Source organism: Coprococcus sp. OM04-5BH (genome assembly GCF_003482105.1).
Lineage (GTDB): Bacteria > Bacillota > Clostridia > Lachnospirales > Lachnospiraceae > Coprococcus.
In genome coordinates, this window is record NZ_QULM01000001.1 from 71,872 (window position 1) to 89,388 (window position 17,517).

General features: G+C 42.5%; 14 protein-coding genes. 3 read left to right on the forward strand and 11 right to left on the reverse strand.

What is annotated here, in order from left to right:
* Window positions 1-3 precede the first annotated feature (3 nt).
* From DXB54_RS00315 to DXB54_RS00340, 5 genes are all read right to left on the reverse strand, one after another.
* Entirely contained in the window at window positions 4-651 is a 648-nt protein-coding gene (locus DXB54_RS00315) for a potassium channel family protein (protein ID WP_021938097.1), read from the reverse strand.
* 13 nt (window positions 652-664) lie between these two features.
* Window positions 665-2,005 (reverse strand): TrkH family potassium uptake protein, encoded by a 1,341-nt coding sequence (locus DXB54_RS00320; protein WP_118693920.1) that lies wholly within the window; start codon window positions 2,003-2,005, stop codon window positions 665-667.
* A gap of 510 nt (window positions 2,006-2,515) precedes the next feature.
* Window positions 2,516-3,586 carry an acyltransferase gene (locus tag DXB54_RS00330; RefSeq protein WP_118693922.1) on the reverse strand — a complete coding sequence of 357 codons (1,071 nt, stop codon included), beginning with the start codon at window positions 3,584-3,586 and terminating at the stop codon, window positions 2,516-2,518.
* Between the two features lie 216 nt (window positions 3,587-3,802).
* Complete coding sequence (gene rlmD, locus DXB54_RS00335) at window positions 3,803-5,224, reverse strand: 23S rRNA (uracil(1939)-C(5))-methyltransferase RlmD (protein WP_118694472.1); 1,422 nt, start codon at window positions 5,222-5,224, stop codon at window positions 3,803-3,805.
* Window positions 5,225-5,241: 17 nt separating this feature from the next.
* Window positions 5,242-6,180 (reverse strand): 3'-5' exoribonuclease YhaM family protein, encoded by a 939-nt coding sequence (locus DXB54_RS00340; RefSeq protein WP_118693923.1) that lies wholly within the window; start codon window positions 6,178-6,180, stop codon window positions 5,242-5,244.
* Window positions 6,181-6,395: 215 nt separating this feature from the next.
* On the opposite strand from DXB54_RS00340, the gene DXB54_RS00345 reads away from it, so the two are divergent.
* From DXB54_RS00345 to DXB54_RS00355, 3 genes are all read left to right on the forward strand, one after another.
* Window positions 6,396-8,792 carry an endonuclease MutS2 gene (locus DXB54_RS00345; RefSeq protein WP_118693924.1) on the forward strand — a complete coding sequence of 799 codons (2,397 nt, stop codon included), beginning with the start codon at window positions 6,396-6,398 and terminating at the stop codon, window positions 8,790-8,792.
* A gap of 62 nt (window positions 8,793-8,854) precedes the next feature.
* On the forward strand, window positions 8,855-9,571 hold the full coding sequence (locus DXB54_RS00350; RefSeq protein WP_118693925.1) for a response regulator transcription factor: 717 nt from the start codon (window positions 8,855-8,857) through the stop codon (window positions 9,569-9,571).
* A 26-nt stretch (window positions 9,572-9,597) separates the two neighbouring features.
* Window positions 9,598-11,121 carry a HAMP domain-containing sensor histidine kinase gene (locus DXB54_RS00355; protein ID WP_118693926.1) on the forward strand — a complete coding sequence of 508 codons (1,524 nt, stop codon included), beginning with the start codon at window positions 9,598-9,600 and terminating at the stop codon, window positions 11,119-11,121.
* Between the two features lie 14 nt (window positions 11,122-11,135).
* Here DXB54_RS00355 and DXB54_RS00360 read toward each other — a convergent pair whose 3' ends face one another.
* From DXB54_RS00360 to DXB54_RS00385, 6 genes are all read right to left on the reverse strand, one after another.
* Window positions 11,136-11,627, reverse strand: a complete 492-nt coding sequence (locus DXB54_RS00360) for a tRNA (cytidine(34)-2'-O)-methyltransferase (RefSeq protein WP_021938105.1) — start codon at window positions 11,625-11,627, stop codon at window positions 11,136-11,138.
* A gap of 152 nt (window positions 11,628-11,779) precedes the next feature.
* Entirely contained in the window at window positions 11,780-12,754 is a 975-nt protein-coding gene (locus tag DXB54_RS00365) for an AIR synthase related protein (protein ID WP_118693927.1), read from the reverse strand.
* Window positions 12,755-12,910: 156 nt separating this feature from the next.
* Complete coding sequence (locus DXB54_RS00370) at window positions 12,911-14,218, reverse strand: ATP-binding protein (protein WP_021938108.1); 1,308 nt, start codon at window positions 14,216-14,218, stop codon at window positions 12,911-12,913.
* Between the two features lie 113 nt (window positions 14,219-14,331).
* Window positions 14,332-15,567: an AI-2E family transporter gene (locus DXB54_RS00375; RefSeq protein WP_118693928.1), complete on the reverse strand. Its 1,236-nt coding sequence runs from the start codon at window positions 15,565-15,567 to the stop codon at window positions 14,332-14,334.
* A 28-nt stretch (window positions 15,568-15,595) separates the two neighbouring features.
* The gene (locus tag DXB54_RS00380) at window positions 15,596-16,246 is read right to left on the reverse strand and encodes a 3'-5' exonuclease (protein ID WP_021938110.1); all 651 of its coding nucleotides are present in this window, start codon (window positions 16,244-16,246) and stop codon (window positions 15,596-15,598) included.
* Between the two features lie 160 nt (window positions 16,247-16,406).
* Entirely contained in the window at window positions 16,407-17,501 is a 1,095-nt protein-coding gene (locus DXB54_RS00385) for a hypothetical protein (protein WP_118693929.1), read from the reverse strand.
* Window positions 17,502-17,517: the final 16 nt, after the last annotated feature.

Consider the following 17,517-nt stretch of genomic DNA (forward strand, 5'->3'; position numbering starts at 1 on the left):
AAATTAAATATGAAAACATTTTTGAATATGTTTCGTCTCCCCAAGAACAAACATGGTACTGTCCTTTAACAACTGCGTATCGGGACTTATTTTCAAATTCATAATATCATTTGTTTTCAGTGCCATAATATTGATGTTATATTTTTTTCGTATATCCAACTGACCGATTGTTTTTCCTATCCATTCTTCCGGTATAGATATTTCAAAGATTGCATGTTCTTCATCTAGTTCTATGTAATCGAAAATATGATCAGCACTATAACGGATCGCAACCCAATCGGCAAGCTGCCTTTCGGGATAAACAATTTCATCTGCGCCGTTTCGTAAAAGAAATTTTGCATGAACATCACGAGCGGCACGAGACACCACCATTCTTGCACCGAGTTCCTTCAAAAGGGACGTTACTTCCAATGAATTCTGAAAGTTATCTCCGATAGCCACAATACAAACATCAAAATTTTCAACACCAAGCGAACTTAAAAAATCCTCATTAGTCGCATCCCCAATCTGAGCGTTAGTTACAAATGGAAGTACAGCATTAACTCGAGTATCTTCTTTATCTACCGCCATCACTTGATGATGCAATTCATCTAATTTTATAGCAATGTGCCGTCCGAATCTTCCCAGACCGATAAGTAATATTGATTTCATTTTTTTATTCTCCTTAACCTACTGTAATTTTTTCCTGAGGATATTTTGAACCGTTAGGCTTTTTTTCAGAAATGGTAGCAAAAATCAAGGTCAATCCTCCCACTCTGCCCATAAACATCAGGCAAATCAAGATTATATGGGAAACAAGCCCCAGGTCAGGAGTTATTCCCAACGATAAGCCTACCGTTCCGATTGCCGACGCCGTCTCAAACAAAGCGGTCATAAGTGGAATATCTTCTGTTCTGCTAATTACCATTCCTCCGACAAGGAATAAAACGATATACATCAAAAAAATCGTAGCTGCATTTCTGATAGTGCCATCCGGAATTTGTCTGCGGAAAAAATTGGTGTGCTCCTTTTTTCTAAATACAGATAATGCCGATGAAACGAGAACTGCAAGAGTTGTCGTTTTCATACCACCTGCAGTGGAACCAGGCGAGCCACCGATGAGCATCAGCATAATGATAAGCATTTGCCCAACTTCACTGAGTAAAGTCAAATCTGCCGTATTGAATCCTGCTGTTCTCGGCGTAACGGATTGAAACAAAGAAACCCATACTCTTTCTGTAAGAGGCAAATTTGAAAACTCAAAACAGAAAAAATAAAGAGCCGGTAAGAATATCAATATTCCCGTTACCATAAAAATCACCTTGCTTTGCATCCGGTATTTTTTAAAATGCCATTTATGATTCTTTATATCCTCCCAGGTAAGGAATCCAATACCTCCTGTAATAATCAGCATCATAATTACAAGATTTACAATCGGCTGTACAGAATAAGAGGTCAACGAGGAAAAATGGCTTCTTATACCGAATAGATCAAATCCTGCATTGCAAAAAGCAGAAATAGAATGGAACAGTGAATACCATATTCCTTTCCAAAACCCAAAGTCTCTGCAAAAAACAGGGGCTAAAAGAACCGCACCAATGATTTCGATAAGAATAGTAGTCCGAATAATAAATTGCGTTCTCCGCACAATACCACCCACCGTTGGAGCCGAAATTGCCTCTTGCATGGTACTTCGCTGCATCAACCCGATTTTGCGTCCGGAAACAACAGCAATCGCAATAGCAATCGTAATAATTCCCATACCTCCGATTTGAATCAGCAGTAAAATAACTCCTTGGCCAAATAAAGACCAGTAGGTTGCCGTATCATTAACAACCAGTCCCGTCACACAAACCGAAGAAGTTGCGGTAAACAAAGCATCCAAAAAGGAGGTACACCGACCGCTTTTTGTAGCAATCGGCAACATCAAAAGCAGACTGCCTAAGAGAATCACGGATAAAAACCCTAGACTAATCACTTGAAATGATGTTATATGTCGATGTCTTGATCTGTTTGTCTGTTGCATAACTATATCCTCATAATCTTAATTTCTTTTTTATATTTCCTTTATTTTATCTTTATTTGTATTAAATGGGCGTAAGTAAGTTTGTTTTGAAATTAAGATTGTGTAAAGATGAGCATAAGTCTGAAATGCAATACTACTGACACTTCGATGCCGTTCATAATATGCTTTTTCTTGCCCTGTTTGCCTGTGGGTGTGAAACTCATATACCTCGCAAAGTGCCTAAATCTGAGAATTTCTATGAAATTCTCAGATCGCGTACATTCGTCAAATTCCGCATAAACACTGGCTTTACAGCCAGTTGTTTCTTCGGAACACTCCTCATTGTCTTCGCGGAAATTAAGGACTTCTACGAATTCACCCGATGTAGACAACACACGACTTCCACATGTGTCGAGACAATACCGTGGATGTCGGGAGTACATGGGAATAAATCATACCCCTGTGTATGAGGGAATAAGTCCACTGCTTTCTAAGGAATCATATTCATAAAACAGATTAACTTTTTTCTTGCTATTCTTTCAGATATAATATCCATTTCCCGATTTTGGGAATTCTGTCAAGCCAATAAGCAATCACGAATGCACCAAAGTTGGATATAAAAAAAACTGCCATTACTTTAACAGGCAAAAGTACTGCCCATTTTCTAACATAACTAATAAGAAAAAACCTAATCAAATAATGAATAAAATATACGCCAAAAGAGTATTTCGCGAACCATTTAACTATGGGATACAAGTAAATATGTTGAATTCTCGAACCCAGTTCAAAAATCGTTACCGTCGCTATAAATATGAATAGATTATTATACCAAACATTATACGCATATCCCATATGATAGGAATATAACATAAGAGAAATTATAGCTAAAAAGGATACAATACTGACCATTGTCAGAAATAATGATTTGAAATTCTTTAATATACCTCTTTTGATTACATAGCCCATAATCAAATATATTCCATATGTCCCACCGCTGAAGCCTAAGGACATTTGTAATTGCAGCGGAGAGCCTCCGGTCAACACGTTGTAGAGTAAAACTGCAAATGGGTAGCCAAAAGAATACACTATGAAAAAGCTGAGTGGGAATCGTAGCATTTGTAAATCAATCCCTTTTAGTGCTCTAGCCACAAAAGGTATCAGAAGATAAAAACCTAATATCATCGGCATGTACCATACATGCCCCATATTTACCTTATGAACAAAAAGTAAATCCTGGATAAATCCAATAGCGGTAAGTTCCTGCTTTGCATAAAACTTCAAGAATAAATTATATCCCGCAATCCATATCTCGGTACAAACCAACAAGCGCAGCCAATTATTTTTCCAAAATCTAACTATCTTTTCCGGATCATACTCACGATCCAGCAACAAATACCCCGTTATCATCAAAAAAATAGGTACGCCTAGCCGTCCTGCAGCCAAAGCAGTTATAGCAAAAACTTTTGATTGCATGCTGATCGTTTCCATAAATTCTACATTAAATCCATAAATAGTTTCCGTCGCATGAACCAATACCACTGCAAAGATTGCTATCACTCGAAGTAAGTCAATCCATTCGACTCGTAAACCTGATTTACTCATAAATGCTTTCCTCCATTTCTTTTCAGGTGTTACTATTCACGGTTAATTTACATTTGAGCCATTTCTTATATTTATAAGCCGTGAAAGTAACGAGCGCGCCCACATAAAAGTCGCCTTCGGCGAGGTGGGCGCACTTTGACTTAATATACATGTTCTCTGCCGACTCATCAGCGGAGTGATGAGTCGGCTGTGAATAGTAATTTTCAGGTAACAATTTTACCTATCCGCTCTTGACAGCAGTATAACCGTCTCCACATGGCTGGAATGGCAGAACTGGTCGACTGCCGCCACTTTTTCCAAATCATACCCGTTTTCTCTCAGGTACTTTACGTCCCTTGCAAGGGTGGCAGGGTCACAGCTTACATACACGATCCGCTTTGGTGCCATGGCGACCAAAGTGTCCAATAATACAGCATCGCAGCCCTTTCTTGGTGGGTCCACAACTACCACATCCGCCTTTGCAGCGTCTCCGCCCTGCCTGTACATTTTCGGAACCACTTCTTCTGCCTTGCCAACATAAAATTCCACATTATCAAAACCATTCAGTTTTGCATTATTCTTGGCGTCCTCAATGGCCTGAGGTACTATCTCAACGCCGTACACCTTTCTTGCCTTCTGTGCCAGGAACAGTGAAATAGTGCCGATTCCGCAATACATGTCCCAGACGATCTCATCTCCGGACAGGTCTGCATATTCAAGAGCCTTGTCATAGAGCACCTTTGTCTGGACAGGATTTACCTGATAGAAGGACAACGGCGAGATATGATACTTAACATTTCCTATATAATCTGTGATATATGACTGCCCCCACAGGGTCACACACTTGTCCCCCAGTATGCGGTTGGTCTTCTCACGATTTATATTTATGCATATGGATGTCATTCCCTCAATTCCTGCCAGTCTCTCTACCAGCTCATCAACATGGGGAATGTCATTTTTATTTCCATTTATTATAAGGCACACCATTATCTCTCCGGTGGTGAAGCCTATCCTTGTAAGGATGTGTCTCACAAGCCCCTTGCCTGTTACCTCGTCGTAGGTTGACACGTTATATTTCTCTGCAAATGCTCGTACAATCCTGATGATCTCCTTATTTACAGGCACGCCAATGGCACAATCATCTGTATCAATGATCTGGTGGGTTCTTCCGGCATAAAATCCGATCACTACCTTGCCATCCTTGTCTCTGCCCACAGGAAACTGGGCCTTGTTTCTGTAATGATAAGGATCCTCCATGCCATATACCGGCTCCATAATAGTCTCCGGAGCCTCCACTCCGCCTATCCTCTGAAGACAATTCCTTACCTTATCCCATTTGTACTGCTTCTGTCTCTCATAGGAAACATGCTGCATGACACAGCCACCGCAGCTCCTTGCCTTCGGGCACATGGGTTCCACACGAAATTCCGATGGGCGGATAAGATTCACCAGCCTTCCGTAGGCTATGCTTTTCTTCACTTTTATAATTTTAATTAAGGCCACATCGCCAATGACAGTATCCTTAACGAATACTGTCATTCCATCGATATGACCTATACCTTCACCATCATTTCCCATATCCTCTATGGTGATCTCATAGTCCCGGTTCTTCACCAGTTCATTTTCTTTTACCGGTTTATTTTCTTTCTTGAAACTCATCTTCAAATTCCCGCTTCCTACTTCGTAGTCCTTCTTATATTGGACTCAAGCATTTTGTTGTATCCAAGCCAGCCACTCTCGTCCTTGGCGTCAAGGGCTTCCATGAAGGTCTGGATCTTGGCGTCCGTATTATCTGCAAATGACAATGCCAGTGCCTCTAAAAGTGCCGGCTTCTTCGGTGAGCCATACTCAAGCTCTCCGTGGTGGGCAAGTATGCAGTGCTCCAGCTCATTTGCAGCCTTGGCAGGGAAATCAGGGATATCCTTGATCCTGTCTCTTATCATCATTGTACCCATGACGATATGTCCCAGAAGCTGTCCTGCGTCTGTGTAGTCATTCTCAGGGAAGCCTGAAAGCTCATATATCTTGCCTATGTCATGGAGAAGTGCTGCGGTAATGAGCAGATCTCTGTTAAGTCTCTTGTAATATGTAGTATAGTAATCGCACATCTTGGCAACTGCCAGTGAGTGCTCAAGAAGTCCGCCGATATATCCGTGATGTATTGTCTTGGCTGCGGAATGTCTCTTAAACTCCGCCGCGGTCTCCTTGTCATCCACAAAGAAGGACTTAAGAAGAGTCTTGTAATATGAGTGCTCAAGGGAATCCACCAGCTTAAGAAGATCAGCGAACATCTCGTCAACATCCTTCTTGGTGCATGGCATGTAGTCATCCTGGACGTACTCGCCCTCGTCAGCAATCCTTATCTTCTTGACATTTAACTGAAGTGCATTGTTAAATGTTGTGATCTGTCCGTCCACTCTCACATAATTCATGCTGTCAAAATGTCCTATGCCGTTGTTCAGTTCCCATATCTTGGCGTCTATGCTGCCTGTTTTATCCTGAAGCAGAAGTGAATAATATGACTTTCCACTCTTTGTCTTTCCTACTATCTTGTTCTTGCAGAGGTACACCTCTGATACATTTTCACCATCCTGAAGCTGTTCTATATATCTCATGATACTGCCTTTCCTGTCTGTTCATTGGACATTGATTTTCTTTCTCCATTTTATACGAAGTAACTTAATCTTACAACCTGAAACTTAATCTTACAACCTGAAAATAATCTTTTATTAATTGCAGAATTGAGCTATAATTAAGTAGATTATGCATATATGTAGAAGAAACAGAAAAGTATTATGAATTATATATGTAGAAGGAACAGAGAAGCATTATGAATTTAAGAACATTGAGGATCATTGAATACAATAAAATAGTTGAAATGCTGACGGAATACGCCGCCTCTCCAATGGCGAAGCGGAAGTGCCAGCGTATAAAGCCGAGAAAAGACATTGTGATGATAGAGGAACTTCAGCAGGAAACCAGGGACGCCCTCATGCGTCTCAACAAAAAGGGCAACCTGTCATTTGCAGGGTTGAAAGACATCGGAGCGTCCCTTATGCGTCTTGAGATGAAGGGCGGCTTAAGCTCAAAGGAGCTTCTTGACATAGCAAGCGTCCTTGACACCACATTGGCAGCAAGACAGTATGACGATTCCGATCCATCATCCACCAGCCAGGGAAATGCCGAGGAGATCAATGCCGACTGTCTTCACACAAGATTCGCAGAGCTGGTGCCCCTTGAGCACATAAGCCGTGAGATACACAGGTGTATCGTCTCTGAAAATGAAATCGCCGACGACGCCTCCACTACCCTTAAGAACATAAGGCGTAACAAGAAGCTTACAAATGACAGACTTCACAACCAGTTGTCCAAGATGATCTCGGACCAGAACAACCAAACCATGTTCCAGGATAACCTTATCACCATGAGGAACGGACGTTACTGTATCCCTGTCAAGAACGAATACAAGAACAAGTTTCCGGGCATGATACATGACCAATCCTCCAGTGGTTCCACAGTCTTCATTGAACCAATGGCCATAGTGAACATGAACAATGAGCTTAAGGAGCTGGACAATCAGGAGATCCTTGAAATAGAAAAGATACTTGAAAATCTCTCAGCCATGGCGGCAAGGGATATCGAGTATATCAAATACAACTTTAACACACTGGCGGAGCTGGATTTTATATTTGCCAGGGCGAAATTCGCCAGATCCTATAAGGGCTCCGAGCCAATCTTCAACACCGATGGTATCGTGGATATCAGGCAGGGACGCCATCCGCTCCTTGACAGGCACACTGTTGTGCCGGTTGATATCAGGCTTGGAGAGGATTACAACCTTCTTATCATAACCGGTCCGAATACCGGCGGTAAGACCGTATCCTTAAAGACTCTGGGACTCTTCCAGCTAATGGGGCAGTCGGGACTTCACATACCTGCCCTTGACGGCTCAAGGCTTACGGTGTTCGACGATGTATTTGCCGATATTGGTGATGAGCAGAGCATTGAACAAAATCTGTCAACCTTCTCATCCCACATGAGCAATATCGTGTATATACTTAACCATGTAAATGAGCACTGTCTCTGCCTCTTCGATGAGCTGGGTGGTGGAACGGATCCGGTGGAGGGGGCTGCCCTTGCTATTTCCATATTAAGCCACCTGAACAGCATGGGTGTCCGCTGCATGGCAACAACCCACTACAGCGAGCTTAAGACATTTGCCATGTCAACTCCGGGTGTGGAGAATGCAAGCTGCGAATTTGACGTAGCGACTCTTATGCCAACCTACAGACTTATGATCGGTGTTCCGGGCAAATCAAATGCATTTGCCATAGCCAAGAAGCTGGGGATTTCCGAGGACATAATAAACAACGCCAGGGAAAATATCGACAGCGACACAGTAGACTTTGAATCACTTATTGCTGACCTTGAGCGAAGCAAGGCACAGATTGATAAGGATAAAGAGGAGATTGAGCGGTTCAAAGAGGAAGCCAGACAACTGACGGAGCGTGCCATGGCCAAGGATTCCGAATTAAGCGAGAAGAAATCCGAGATACTGGCAGCCGCCAGAGCCGAGGCCGCAGACATCCTTGCAGAGGCCAAGGATATGGCTGACGCTTCCATCAAGAAGTACAATAAATGGGTGAATAACCCTGTTAAGGCCGACGCCTCCACCATGGAGAAGGAAAGACAGAAGCTCCGTACCAAGATGGACGAGTACAGCCAGATGTCTAACCAGAAGCGAAAATCACTTAAATCAAATCATATTGCTTCTGATTTTAAGATTGGAGATACAGTTCATGTAATAAGCATGGACACAACCGGTGAGATCACTGCACTGGCAGACTCCAAGGGGAATCTCAAGGTACAGATCGGTATCCTGTCCGCTTCCCTTCCGGTATCGGATCTGGTTATTTTAGATACACCAAAACCTAAGCAAACCAAGGCAACCATCAATAATAAACGTGGCATGAACCGGGCACTTAACATTAAACCGGAGATAAATGTTCTGGGAATGACAGTAGCAGAAGCTACATTTGTAGTTGACAAATATCTTGATGACGCCATGATGGCACATCTCCACAGCGTAAGGATCGTACACGGCAAGGGAACCGGAGCCTTGAGAAAGGGTATACACGACTTCCTCAAGAAGCAGTCCTATGTGAAATCCTTCAGGCTTGGAGAATTTGGCGAGGGTGACGCCGGTGTTACCATCGTAGAGCTTTAAAAGACACCGGCATATTGTATATGAAGATAGTGTCCGGATATAACTAATAAAGGAGGCCTTGTATGGACAGAAAACGAATACTCATCGTTGACGATGATGAAAATATAGCAGAGCTTATCTCCCTCTATCTTAATAAGGAGTGCTATGACACAGATATTGCAGGTGACGGAGAAACTGCACTGAAGCTGTTTAACGAATTTAAACCGAACCTCATTCTCTTAGATGTAATGCTTCCGGGAATGGACGGTTATCAGATATGCACCGAGATCAGAAAGAATTCAAATGTACCCATAATCATGCTGTCTGCCAAGGGTGAGGTATTTGACAAAGTGCTGGGGCTTAAGATAGGCGCCGACGACTACATCGTGAAGCCATTTGACTCCAATGAACTGGTGGCAAGGGTTGGAGCACTGCTCCGCCGCTGCTCTACCCTGGAGGAGACATCTCCTAAACCTGAGAAAGTTCAAGCCGACCATGTGGGAACCTATGTTGAGTACGACAACCTTATTGTAAATATTTCAAACTACACGGTAACCTTTGAGGGCAGAAACCTTGAAATGCCGCCGAAGGAGCTGGAACTGCTGTATTTCCTTGCCAGCAGGCCAAATCAGGTATTTACAAGGGAGCAGATCTTGGACAAATTATGGCAGTATGAATATGTAGGCGATACCCGTACCGTTGACGTGCACATAAAGCGTCTCCGCGAGAAGCTCACAGACAAATACAACTGGTCCATCTTCACCGTATGGGGAATCGGATACAAATTCGAAGTTAAATAATTATAATTACAAGGTGATGAATGTAAATGAAGAAATCATTATTTGACAAGATCATTGTGGGATTTGTTTTCCTGGTATTACTTATCTTCTCCGCACTGATATTTGTCACCATCAATACCACAAAAAGACAGATAATGACCGAAACCTCAACAAGGCTTGAATATGAGTGTTCACTCATGGCAGAGCATTCTGTGGCACCTTATGTTACAGGGAGTATAGATTCTACCCAGTTCTACAGCCAGCTGAACAATGCCGCAGCCTTCATAGGTGCATCAATCTGGTATATAGATCAGGATAACCACATACTTACCACCCAGGGACCCCTTGAATGTAAGCTGAACTCCCAGGATATCTCAAGCTATCTGGACAACAAATACCTGAGACAGAAATTCACTCTTAATGGTGATTTCTCAGGCTGCTTTAACACCACTGTACTTTCAGTGGGAGTTCCGGTGTACATTGACGATGTGTATTCGGGAATGCTGATCATCCACTCCCCTATTTCATATGTGGACGAGATAAGCAGCCACATCTTAAGCTCATCCTACATGCCATTTGTAGTTCTGGTTTTCCTGGCATTGGTTGCCCTTATGATCATAAGCAACAGTGTACTTAAGCCTATGAACGAGATCATTGCCACCTCCAAGCAATATGCAAACGGTAATTTCAATGCCCGCGTAAATGTCAATACCAACAACGAATTTGGCGAGTTAGCAAGATATATGGAGGAAATGGCTGACGAGCTTAGTCGTTCAAATGAGTACAGGAAATCATTTATCTCTAATATATCCCACGATTTCAGATCACCTCTGACTTCCATAAAGGGATATATCCAGGCAATGCTTGACGGCACTATACCTCTTGAGAAGCACGAAAAGTATCTCACCATAGTTTTAAACGAATCCCAGAGACTTACCAAGCTGACTCAGGGACTCCTTGAGCTTAATAATTTCGATTCATTTGACCTGCAGCTTGATAAATCGAACTTTGATATCAAGAGCATAATTACGCCGACTATTAACACCTTTGAAGGCAGATGTCAGGATAAGGGCATATACCTCCACAGTATCTTCCTTACAGACAATACCATGGTGTATGCTGACAGAACAAAGATCCAGCAGGTTATATACAATCTGGTGGACAATGCCATTAAATTCACCCCGGAGGGACGTTCCATCACGGTTCAGGTCACGGAGAAAAATGATAAGATATACACAAGTGTAAAGGATGAGGGTGTGGGAATACCTAAGGAGTCTTTAAAGAAGGTCTTCGACAGATTTTACAAGACCGATCCAAGCCGTGGCAAGGATAAGACCGGTACAGGTCTCGGTCTTGCCATAACAAAGGAGATCATCAAGGCTCACGGCGAGCACATTACCCTTACCTCTGAGATGGGGGAAGGAAGTGAATTTATCTTCTCATTGCCTAAGCAGAAGGATATGGTCGTGCCGATAAAGCCTGTCCACATAAAAAAGGAGCACCAGGAACCATCCACTGCGGATACCCAGAGCTCCGAAAATCACAGCAAATTTAAGATAAAGCAGAATTAATGAATCAATGTAAATTACCACTCATACCTATGTAGCTGTCCCTGTGTTTCAAGTCCTTTGAAATCATGCTGCCTTAATGCCTCGTACAGGACAATGGCAACGGAATTTGACAGGTTTAAGGAACGTATCTCAGGGTACATAGGTATTCTTACTGCTGTGTCCTTGTAATCAAGTAATATTTCCTCAGGTATCCCGGCACTTTCCTTGCCGAACATTATGAAGCAGTCCTCTTCATAATTCACATCCGTGTACTTCTGCTTAGATTTTGTTGTTGCCATATATATCCTGGCACCTGGATTTTTAGCAAGGAAATCATTGAAGTCGTCGTAAACTGTCACATCAAGCTTATCCCAATAATCCATTCCGGCACGTTTCAGGTGCTTCTCATCTATCTGAAAGCCCAGCGGCTCTATCAAGTGGAGCTTCACTCCTGTTGCCACACAGGTTCTTCCGATATTTCCTGTATTTCCGGGAATCTCCGGTTCATGTAATACAATGTTTATCATATGTCCGTCCTTTCTTTATTGGCACGGCTCACAAAGTAATGTCGTGCTATTTCTTGTAATGATGTCTGCGACATCTCTTTCATATGCTATTTGACACTATCCCGAACATCAGCCTTGTTTCAAGGCTGCGTTATTTATAATATTGAAATTCTTTAACCTCTCGGAGTAAGGAATCGTCTCTCTCCGTCATGGGATACGGTACGGTCATGTCCGTCTGTCACCTTTCCGATCACCGCTGCCTCATAGCCTGCTTCATACAGTCTGTCGGAAAGTATCTGCCCATTATTTGTTATGAATAACGCGGCACCGGTTCCGTCTATCAGATATGGATTTACCCCTGCAAATTCACATACCTCTATGGTCTCCTGCACGATTGGTATGTGGTCGTGGCTTATATCTATGCCTATATTTAAGGAGTCCGCCATGTCCCACAGAGCACAGTATACTCCACCGGAGCCTACATTATAGCCATATACCGCACCACATTCATATGCGATATCCGGTTCTGTCTTAAGTGCAAACATATCCTCAAGCTTAAATATATTGTCTATGTAGCTTCTGCTGTATCTTTCATATAATCCGGCTCTATGTTCATAGGCAAGCTGCACGGAGCCAAGACATCCGGCATTTCCCGACATGACAATATCCATACCGGCAGCAACCTTATTTCCATTGTTTGTCTTCCCATTCAAGGCCATAAAAGACTTACCATCAAAGATCCCATACATGGTAAATGTCATCACCGGCTCAGTCACGGCACTTACGATCTGGGTGTGTCCCGAGATCACATCGACACTGTATGCCTCTCCCATGTCAGACAGTTCCATTATCATATGCTTAAGGGTCTGCTCATCCCTTTCCGGCATGAGGATGGTATCACTTACCGCCACTGGAACAGCACCGCTTATCCTTACGTTGTTGTATGCCTTTATGAAGCCCGTGCGGACAAGCCCCATACCGTCATTCACCCCTGCCGCCTCAGACACCACCAGGGAATTTTTATCCTGAAAAAACCGGGCATAGTTTCTACCTATCCCGGCTTTCCCGCAACCGCTGAATCTGGTGTTCCTTATATTCTTCATTACGGAACGCTTTATCTGAACCTCGCCAAATCTATCCATATCCATCAACTGTCACCTTTAAATTAGAATGCAGTAACTACGATGGTAATAACCATTGCAAATACCAGCACTCCAACAATTATTCTTGACGCAAACTTCTTTCCCTTTGCACTACTTAAATCTATCATTTTCATTCTCCTTCCATATAAAACCTAATCCTGCTTACTTCTGCTTTCCAAGCAGATAGTATATAAACTGCTGGGCTGTTCTTCCGGATATACCGCCATGGGAAAGCTCCCATTTATTTGCCTCGGCAGTAAGCTCCTTCTCGTCCATGTCTATACCTGAACGTCTTGCCAGCTTAACAACTATGTCGAAATACTCCTTCTGTGAAGGTCTTGAGTAGTTTATTGTAACACCAAACCTGTTCACCAGTGACAGCTTCTCCTGAATGGTATCGCTGGTGTGCATACCGTTTCTGTTCTCAACATCACTTCTGTCATTCCAGCTCTCCTTAATGAGATGACGTCTGTTTGATGTGGCATATATAAGTACGTTGTCAGGCTTTATCTCAAGACCGCCCTCGATGACCGCTTTCAGGTACTTGTACTCGATCTCAAAATCCTCAAATGAAAGGTCGTCCATATATATAACGAACTTGTAATTCCTGTTCTTCACCAGTGAGATAACCTCTGACAGATCCTTAAACTGGTGCTTGTATATCTCAATGGTTCGAAGGCCTCTGTCGTAGTACTCATTTACAATAGCCTTGATGGTAGTGGACTTTCCTGTACCACTGTCACCGAACAGCAATGCATTGTTGGCTTTCTTGCCATCTACAAATGCCTCTGTGTTGTCAACTATCTTCTGCTTCTGGATCTCATAGCCTATAAGATCATCAAGCCTTACATCCTCAGTGTTGTTTATAGGAATGAACTTAAGCTTGTTGTTCTCATCCCTTGCAATTCTGAATGCCTTGTTAAGACCGAACATTCCGACGCCGTATGCCTTGTAGAACTCAGTTACGATGTTGAAGATATCATCTTCATCTGCGGCTTCCTCAATGGCACGGCTGATCTTCTGTACCTTGTCGCTGACATTCTTGTTGTACATCTGCTCCTTCTTGCCTATAGCCTTATAATTTGTAATTACCGAGAAACAATCTATGCCCAGCTCCTTCTCAATTGTGCTGAAATCATAATCAAATAAATTCTTGAACACCTTGAAGTCGCTCTTGGCAAAGGTATTTACTGTTCCATCGTTTGCGCCTACCTTCTCACAGGTCATGCTGAAGGAATTTTCATTTGTGATAAGTACAAATGCCAGATAATTGTGCCAGAGATTGGTGTCAAAACCATAGCTTGTAGCAAGATCCAGCAGTCTCTTGATCTGATCGTAGATCCTTCTCACCAGCTCCTCCTTGGCATAATCGCCATGATCGAAATCCTCAAAGATCTTTGATAACTTAAGGAGTATGCTGTCCTCCCCAAGATCCCGGTACAATACCAGCTTTGCTATGTCCTTATACATTTAAAATCACCTTTTTTCTTTATATTTTGTCATTTGGTATTTATATGACTTATTATCAATTTTGTTATTTACTCCGGTATGTTTTATTTATACCCGGTTTTATCCGTATATCCTTATTTTCCGGATTTCTCTTTATTCTTGTCACTTTTCTTCTTATCTGCACTTCGTCCCCGCCGGAACCGTTCAGGGACCACACAACTTCCGATATACTTTGCCCTTGGTATCCCCTTTTCCTTAAGTCTCACAATGACAAATTCCTGGGCAAGAGCATACACCACAGAGCTTAATGGGACAAATACCAACATTCCCACTATACCGAAGAGATCTCCGCCTACCATTACGGACACCAGCACCCATATGGAGGGAAGTCCCACGGAGCCACCTACCACATGAGGATATATGAAGTTGCCCTCTATCTGCTGCACACAGATGAAGAGGATTATATACAATATAAGCTTTGACGGTGTATCCACAAGTACCAGGAATCCGCCCACCACACAGCCTATAAATGCACCAACTATAGGCACAAGAGCTGTTATGGCAATAACTATGCTTATAGTCAGGGCATATGGTATTCCGAATATTGTAATGACTATAAAAAACAACAACCCCAGTATACATGCCTCAAGGCACTGACCTGAGATAAAGTTACTGAAGGTCTGGTCTGCCATGGCACACACCTTGATGAACCTGTCTGCGTGGCTTTCCTTCATGATAACATACACAAGTCCCTTACACTGCTTCTTCAGAGTCTCCTTCTGTGCAAGCACATAAAACGCAAAGAACAGTCCTACAAATATATTTACAAATACACCTATAACTGATGACGCCATTCCCACAGTCTTGGTAATAAGAAGTGTACCACCATTCTTTACAAAGTCCAGTGCACTTCCCATTATAGTGTTCCAGTCAATACTCTTGAAGTCCAGCTTCTCAGCCATTGCCGGGAATTTTCTGGTCAGTGAGTCAACCCACTTTTTGGCATTATCTATAAAAGCAGGGAACTTCTCACCAATGGAATCTATGGTCTTGGCAATATCAGGTATAACCATTGTAACAGCAAACGCTATAATCAATATTATCACTGCAAATGCTATGACCATGCTCACCGGTCTCTTAAGCTTATAAAATCTGCTGTCCTTATTTCTGAAAATAAGATTTTCTATTGCCTTCATAGGGACATTTACAACAAAGGCAATACAAAAACCTATTATAAACGGAAGCATAACACTAATAAGCTTGTCAAATGCCGCCGCCAGTATCTTAAAATTAAATAATGCAAATATAAAAAGCACTATAGAACAGCCTATAAATATGATCTTTTTTATGTTGTTTTTGTTTAATTCCATACTATTTCCTTTTAACGTGGATGTGATTTTATTCCTCAATATTAATATTCTTGAATATATCTCCAAGTGAGTAGGTCATGGTCTGCTTAGGCTTATACACCTCCATTATAGGTGCCATAACCTTCTCGAACTTCTCCTTGTCCTTGGACAAAACGAATACCTCAGCAGTGTTCCTGGCATCCCACAAAGCGTCATGCTCCTTCCCCTGGAAGTCCTCACCAAGGTAGAATACTGCATCAGAAAGTGCCAATCTTCTTCTGGTTCCAAGCAGCTTGGCAAATTCCTTCTGAAAATCCTTCCATCTTGATACGATCACATTTACTCTGTCATGGGTATAGTTCTTTATACGTCTCTCTTTGTTGAACTGTCTCAGGTCATTCTCGCTCCATGCATAGATAACATCTGCATCGCCGCACCAATCAATAAAGCTGTCTATGGCACTGTCAAAATCCGGTGCATCCTCAACCATCTCAGTGGTAATGCCAGTAAGCCTTACTATCCTGCTATTTAGCGGTAACACCACCGGTCTTACATATGTTTTAAAATAGTTAATTTCCTTATATGTATCATCCAGCTTCACTGCACCTATCTCTATTATCTCATTTTTGCAGATTTTAAATTCATTCTGTGCTGCATTATCTATCTGATTCATCTCAAAATCAATAAAAACGTATTCCATACCCTGTGACCCGACCTCACTACTCTATTGTAATCCTTGACTTTAAGAATAACATTGTATACTGTAATTGTCCACAACTAACCAGAATAAGCTTTATAAAATTTTTAAAAAAAACTGTGGAGAAAAGCTCCACAGTTCTATTACTTATGTATCATAAATATTAATACAGATTTTCGTGATCCACGATATACCATCTGCTGCCGACCTTGACAGCTGTATATTTTATTATGCCGTCGTCCATGTCGTCGTCTTCACCCTCAACTTCTACTTCTATACGAACATCTACCATCTCATCAATCTTAAGATCCACATCACATTCATCCTTGAATGATTCATTCGCATCTTTTACATCTGACTTCGAATAAGTATCCTTATCAACATCAGTAACTGTGATCTTCTTTATGTCTCCAAGATCGTCTTTAAGATCGTCCATATCATCCTCGAAGGCATCCTTAAACTCGTCCTTAAGTTCCTTTTCTGTGTAATCGAACTCATCCTTCATAGCGTCAAGGTACTTATCATAATACAGATCATATACGGCTTCCCAGTCATCATCTTCATAAGCTGCCACCATCTTGTCTGTAATGTCATCCATGTTCCTTACGCCTGAACCACCAAGAGTAAGTATCAATATAAGTGCAATGATGACCACTGCGGCTGCTCCACCGATTATTGCAAGCATTTTCTTGCTTATCTTCTTGCCCGGCTTGATATCTGAAGGTGTCTGTCCGCCGAACTGATTATTTCCACCAAACTGGTTCTGTCCGTAGCCATTTGCCTGCTGTCCGCCGAACTGATTATTTCCACCAAACTGGTTCTGTCCGTAGCCGTTTGCCTGCTGGCCACCGAACTGATAGTTTCCGCCATACTGGTTCTGTCCGTAGCCGTTTGCCTGCTGGCCACCGAACTGATTGTTTCCGCCATACTGGTTCTGTCCGTAGCCGTTTGCCTGCTGGCCACCGAACTGATTATTTCCACCGAACTGGTTCTGTCCGTAGCCGTTTACCTGCTGGCCGCCGAACTGGTTCTGTCCGTAGCCGTTTGCCTGCTGGCCGCCAAACTGATTATTTCCACCAAACTGGTTATTGCCATAACCATTGCTCTGTGAAGACTGTGCGGCTCCCCAGTTACCGTCTGCCTTTGCTTCCGGCTTAGGCGGCTGTGCAGCTCCTACTCCCGGAGCTACAAGCACTGTAGTAGCCTCATCTTCTTCATCAACGCCGTTGTTAAGATTGTTCATGTTATTCTCGTCCATACTGCCTCTCCTTTAT

What these genes read in the sequence shown, in the direction of transcription:
- DXB54_RS00315 (WP_021938097.1), bottom strand. Translation starts at nt 651, where the DNA reads ATGAAATCAATATTACTTATCGGTCTGGGAAGATTCGGACGGCACATT.
- DXB54_RS00320 (WP_118693920.1), bottom strand. Translation starts at nt 2,005, where the DNA reads ATGCAACAGACAAACAGATCAAGACATCGACATATAACATCATTTCAA.
- DXB54_RS00330 (WP_118693922.1), bottom strand. Translation starts at nt 3,586, where the DNA reads ATGAGTAAATCAGGTTTACGAGTCGAATGGATTGACTTACTTCGAGTG.
- rlmD (WP_118694472.1), bottom strand. Translation starts at nt 5,224, where the DNA reads ATGAGTTTCAAGAAAGAAAATAAACCGGTAAAAGAAAATGAACTGGTG.
- DXB54_RS00340 (WP_118693923.1), bottom strand. Translation starts at nt 6,180, where the DNA reads ATGAGATATATAGAACAGCTTCAGGATGGTGAAAATGTATCAGAGGTG.
- DXB54_RS00345 (WP_118693924.1), top strand. Translation starts at nt 6,396, where the DNA reads ATGAATTTAAGAACATTGAGGATCATTGAATACAATAAAATAGTTGAA.
- DXB54_RS00350 (WP_118693925.1), top strand. Translation starts at nt 8,855, where the DNA reads ATGGACAGAAAACGAATACTCATCGTTGACGATGATGAAAATATAGCA.
- DXB54_RS00355 (WP_118693926.1), top strand. Translation starts at nt 9,598, where the DNA reads ATGAAGAAATCATTATTTGACAAGATCATTGTGGGATTTGTTTTCCTG.
- DXB54_RS00360 (WP_021938105.1), bottom strand. Translation starts at nt 11,627, where the DNA reads ATGATAAACATTGTATTACATGAACCGGAGATTCCCGGAAATACAGGA.
- DXB54_RS00365 (WP_118693927.1), bottom strand. Translation starts at nt 12,754, where the DNA reads ATGGATATGGATAGATTTGGCGAGGTTCAGATAAAGCGTTCCGTAATG.
- DXB54_RS00370 (WP_021938108.1), bottom strand. Translation starts at nt 14,218, where the DNA reads ATGTATAAGGACATAGCAAAGCTGGTATTGTACCGGGATCTTGGGGAG.
- DXB54_RS00375 (WP_118693928.1), bottom strand. Translation starts at nt 15,567, where the DNA reads ATGGAATTAAACAAAAACAACATAAAAAAGATCATATTTATAGGCTGT.
- DXB54_RS00380 (WP_021938110.1), bottom strand. Translation starts at nt 16,246, where the DNA reads ATGGAATACGTTTTTATTGATTTTGAGATGAATCAGATAGATAATGCA.
- DXB54_RS00385 (WP_118693929.1), bottom strand. Translation starts at nt 17,501, where the DNA reads ATGGACGAGAATAACATGAACAATCTTAACAACGGCGTTGATGAAGAA.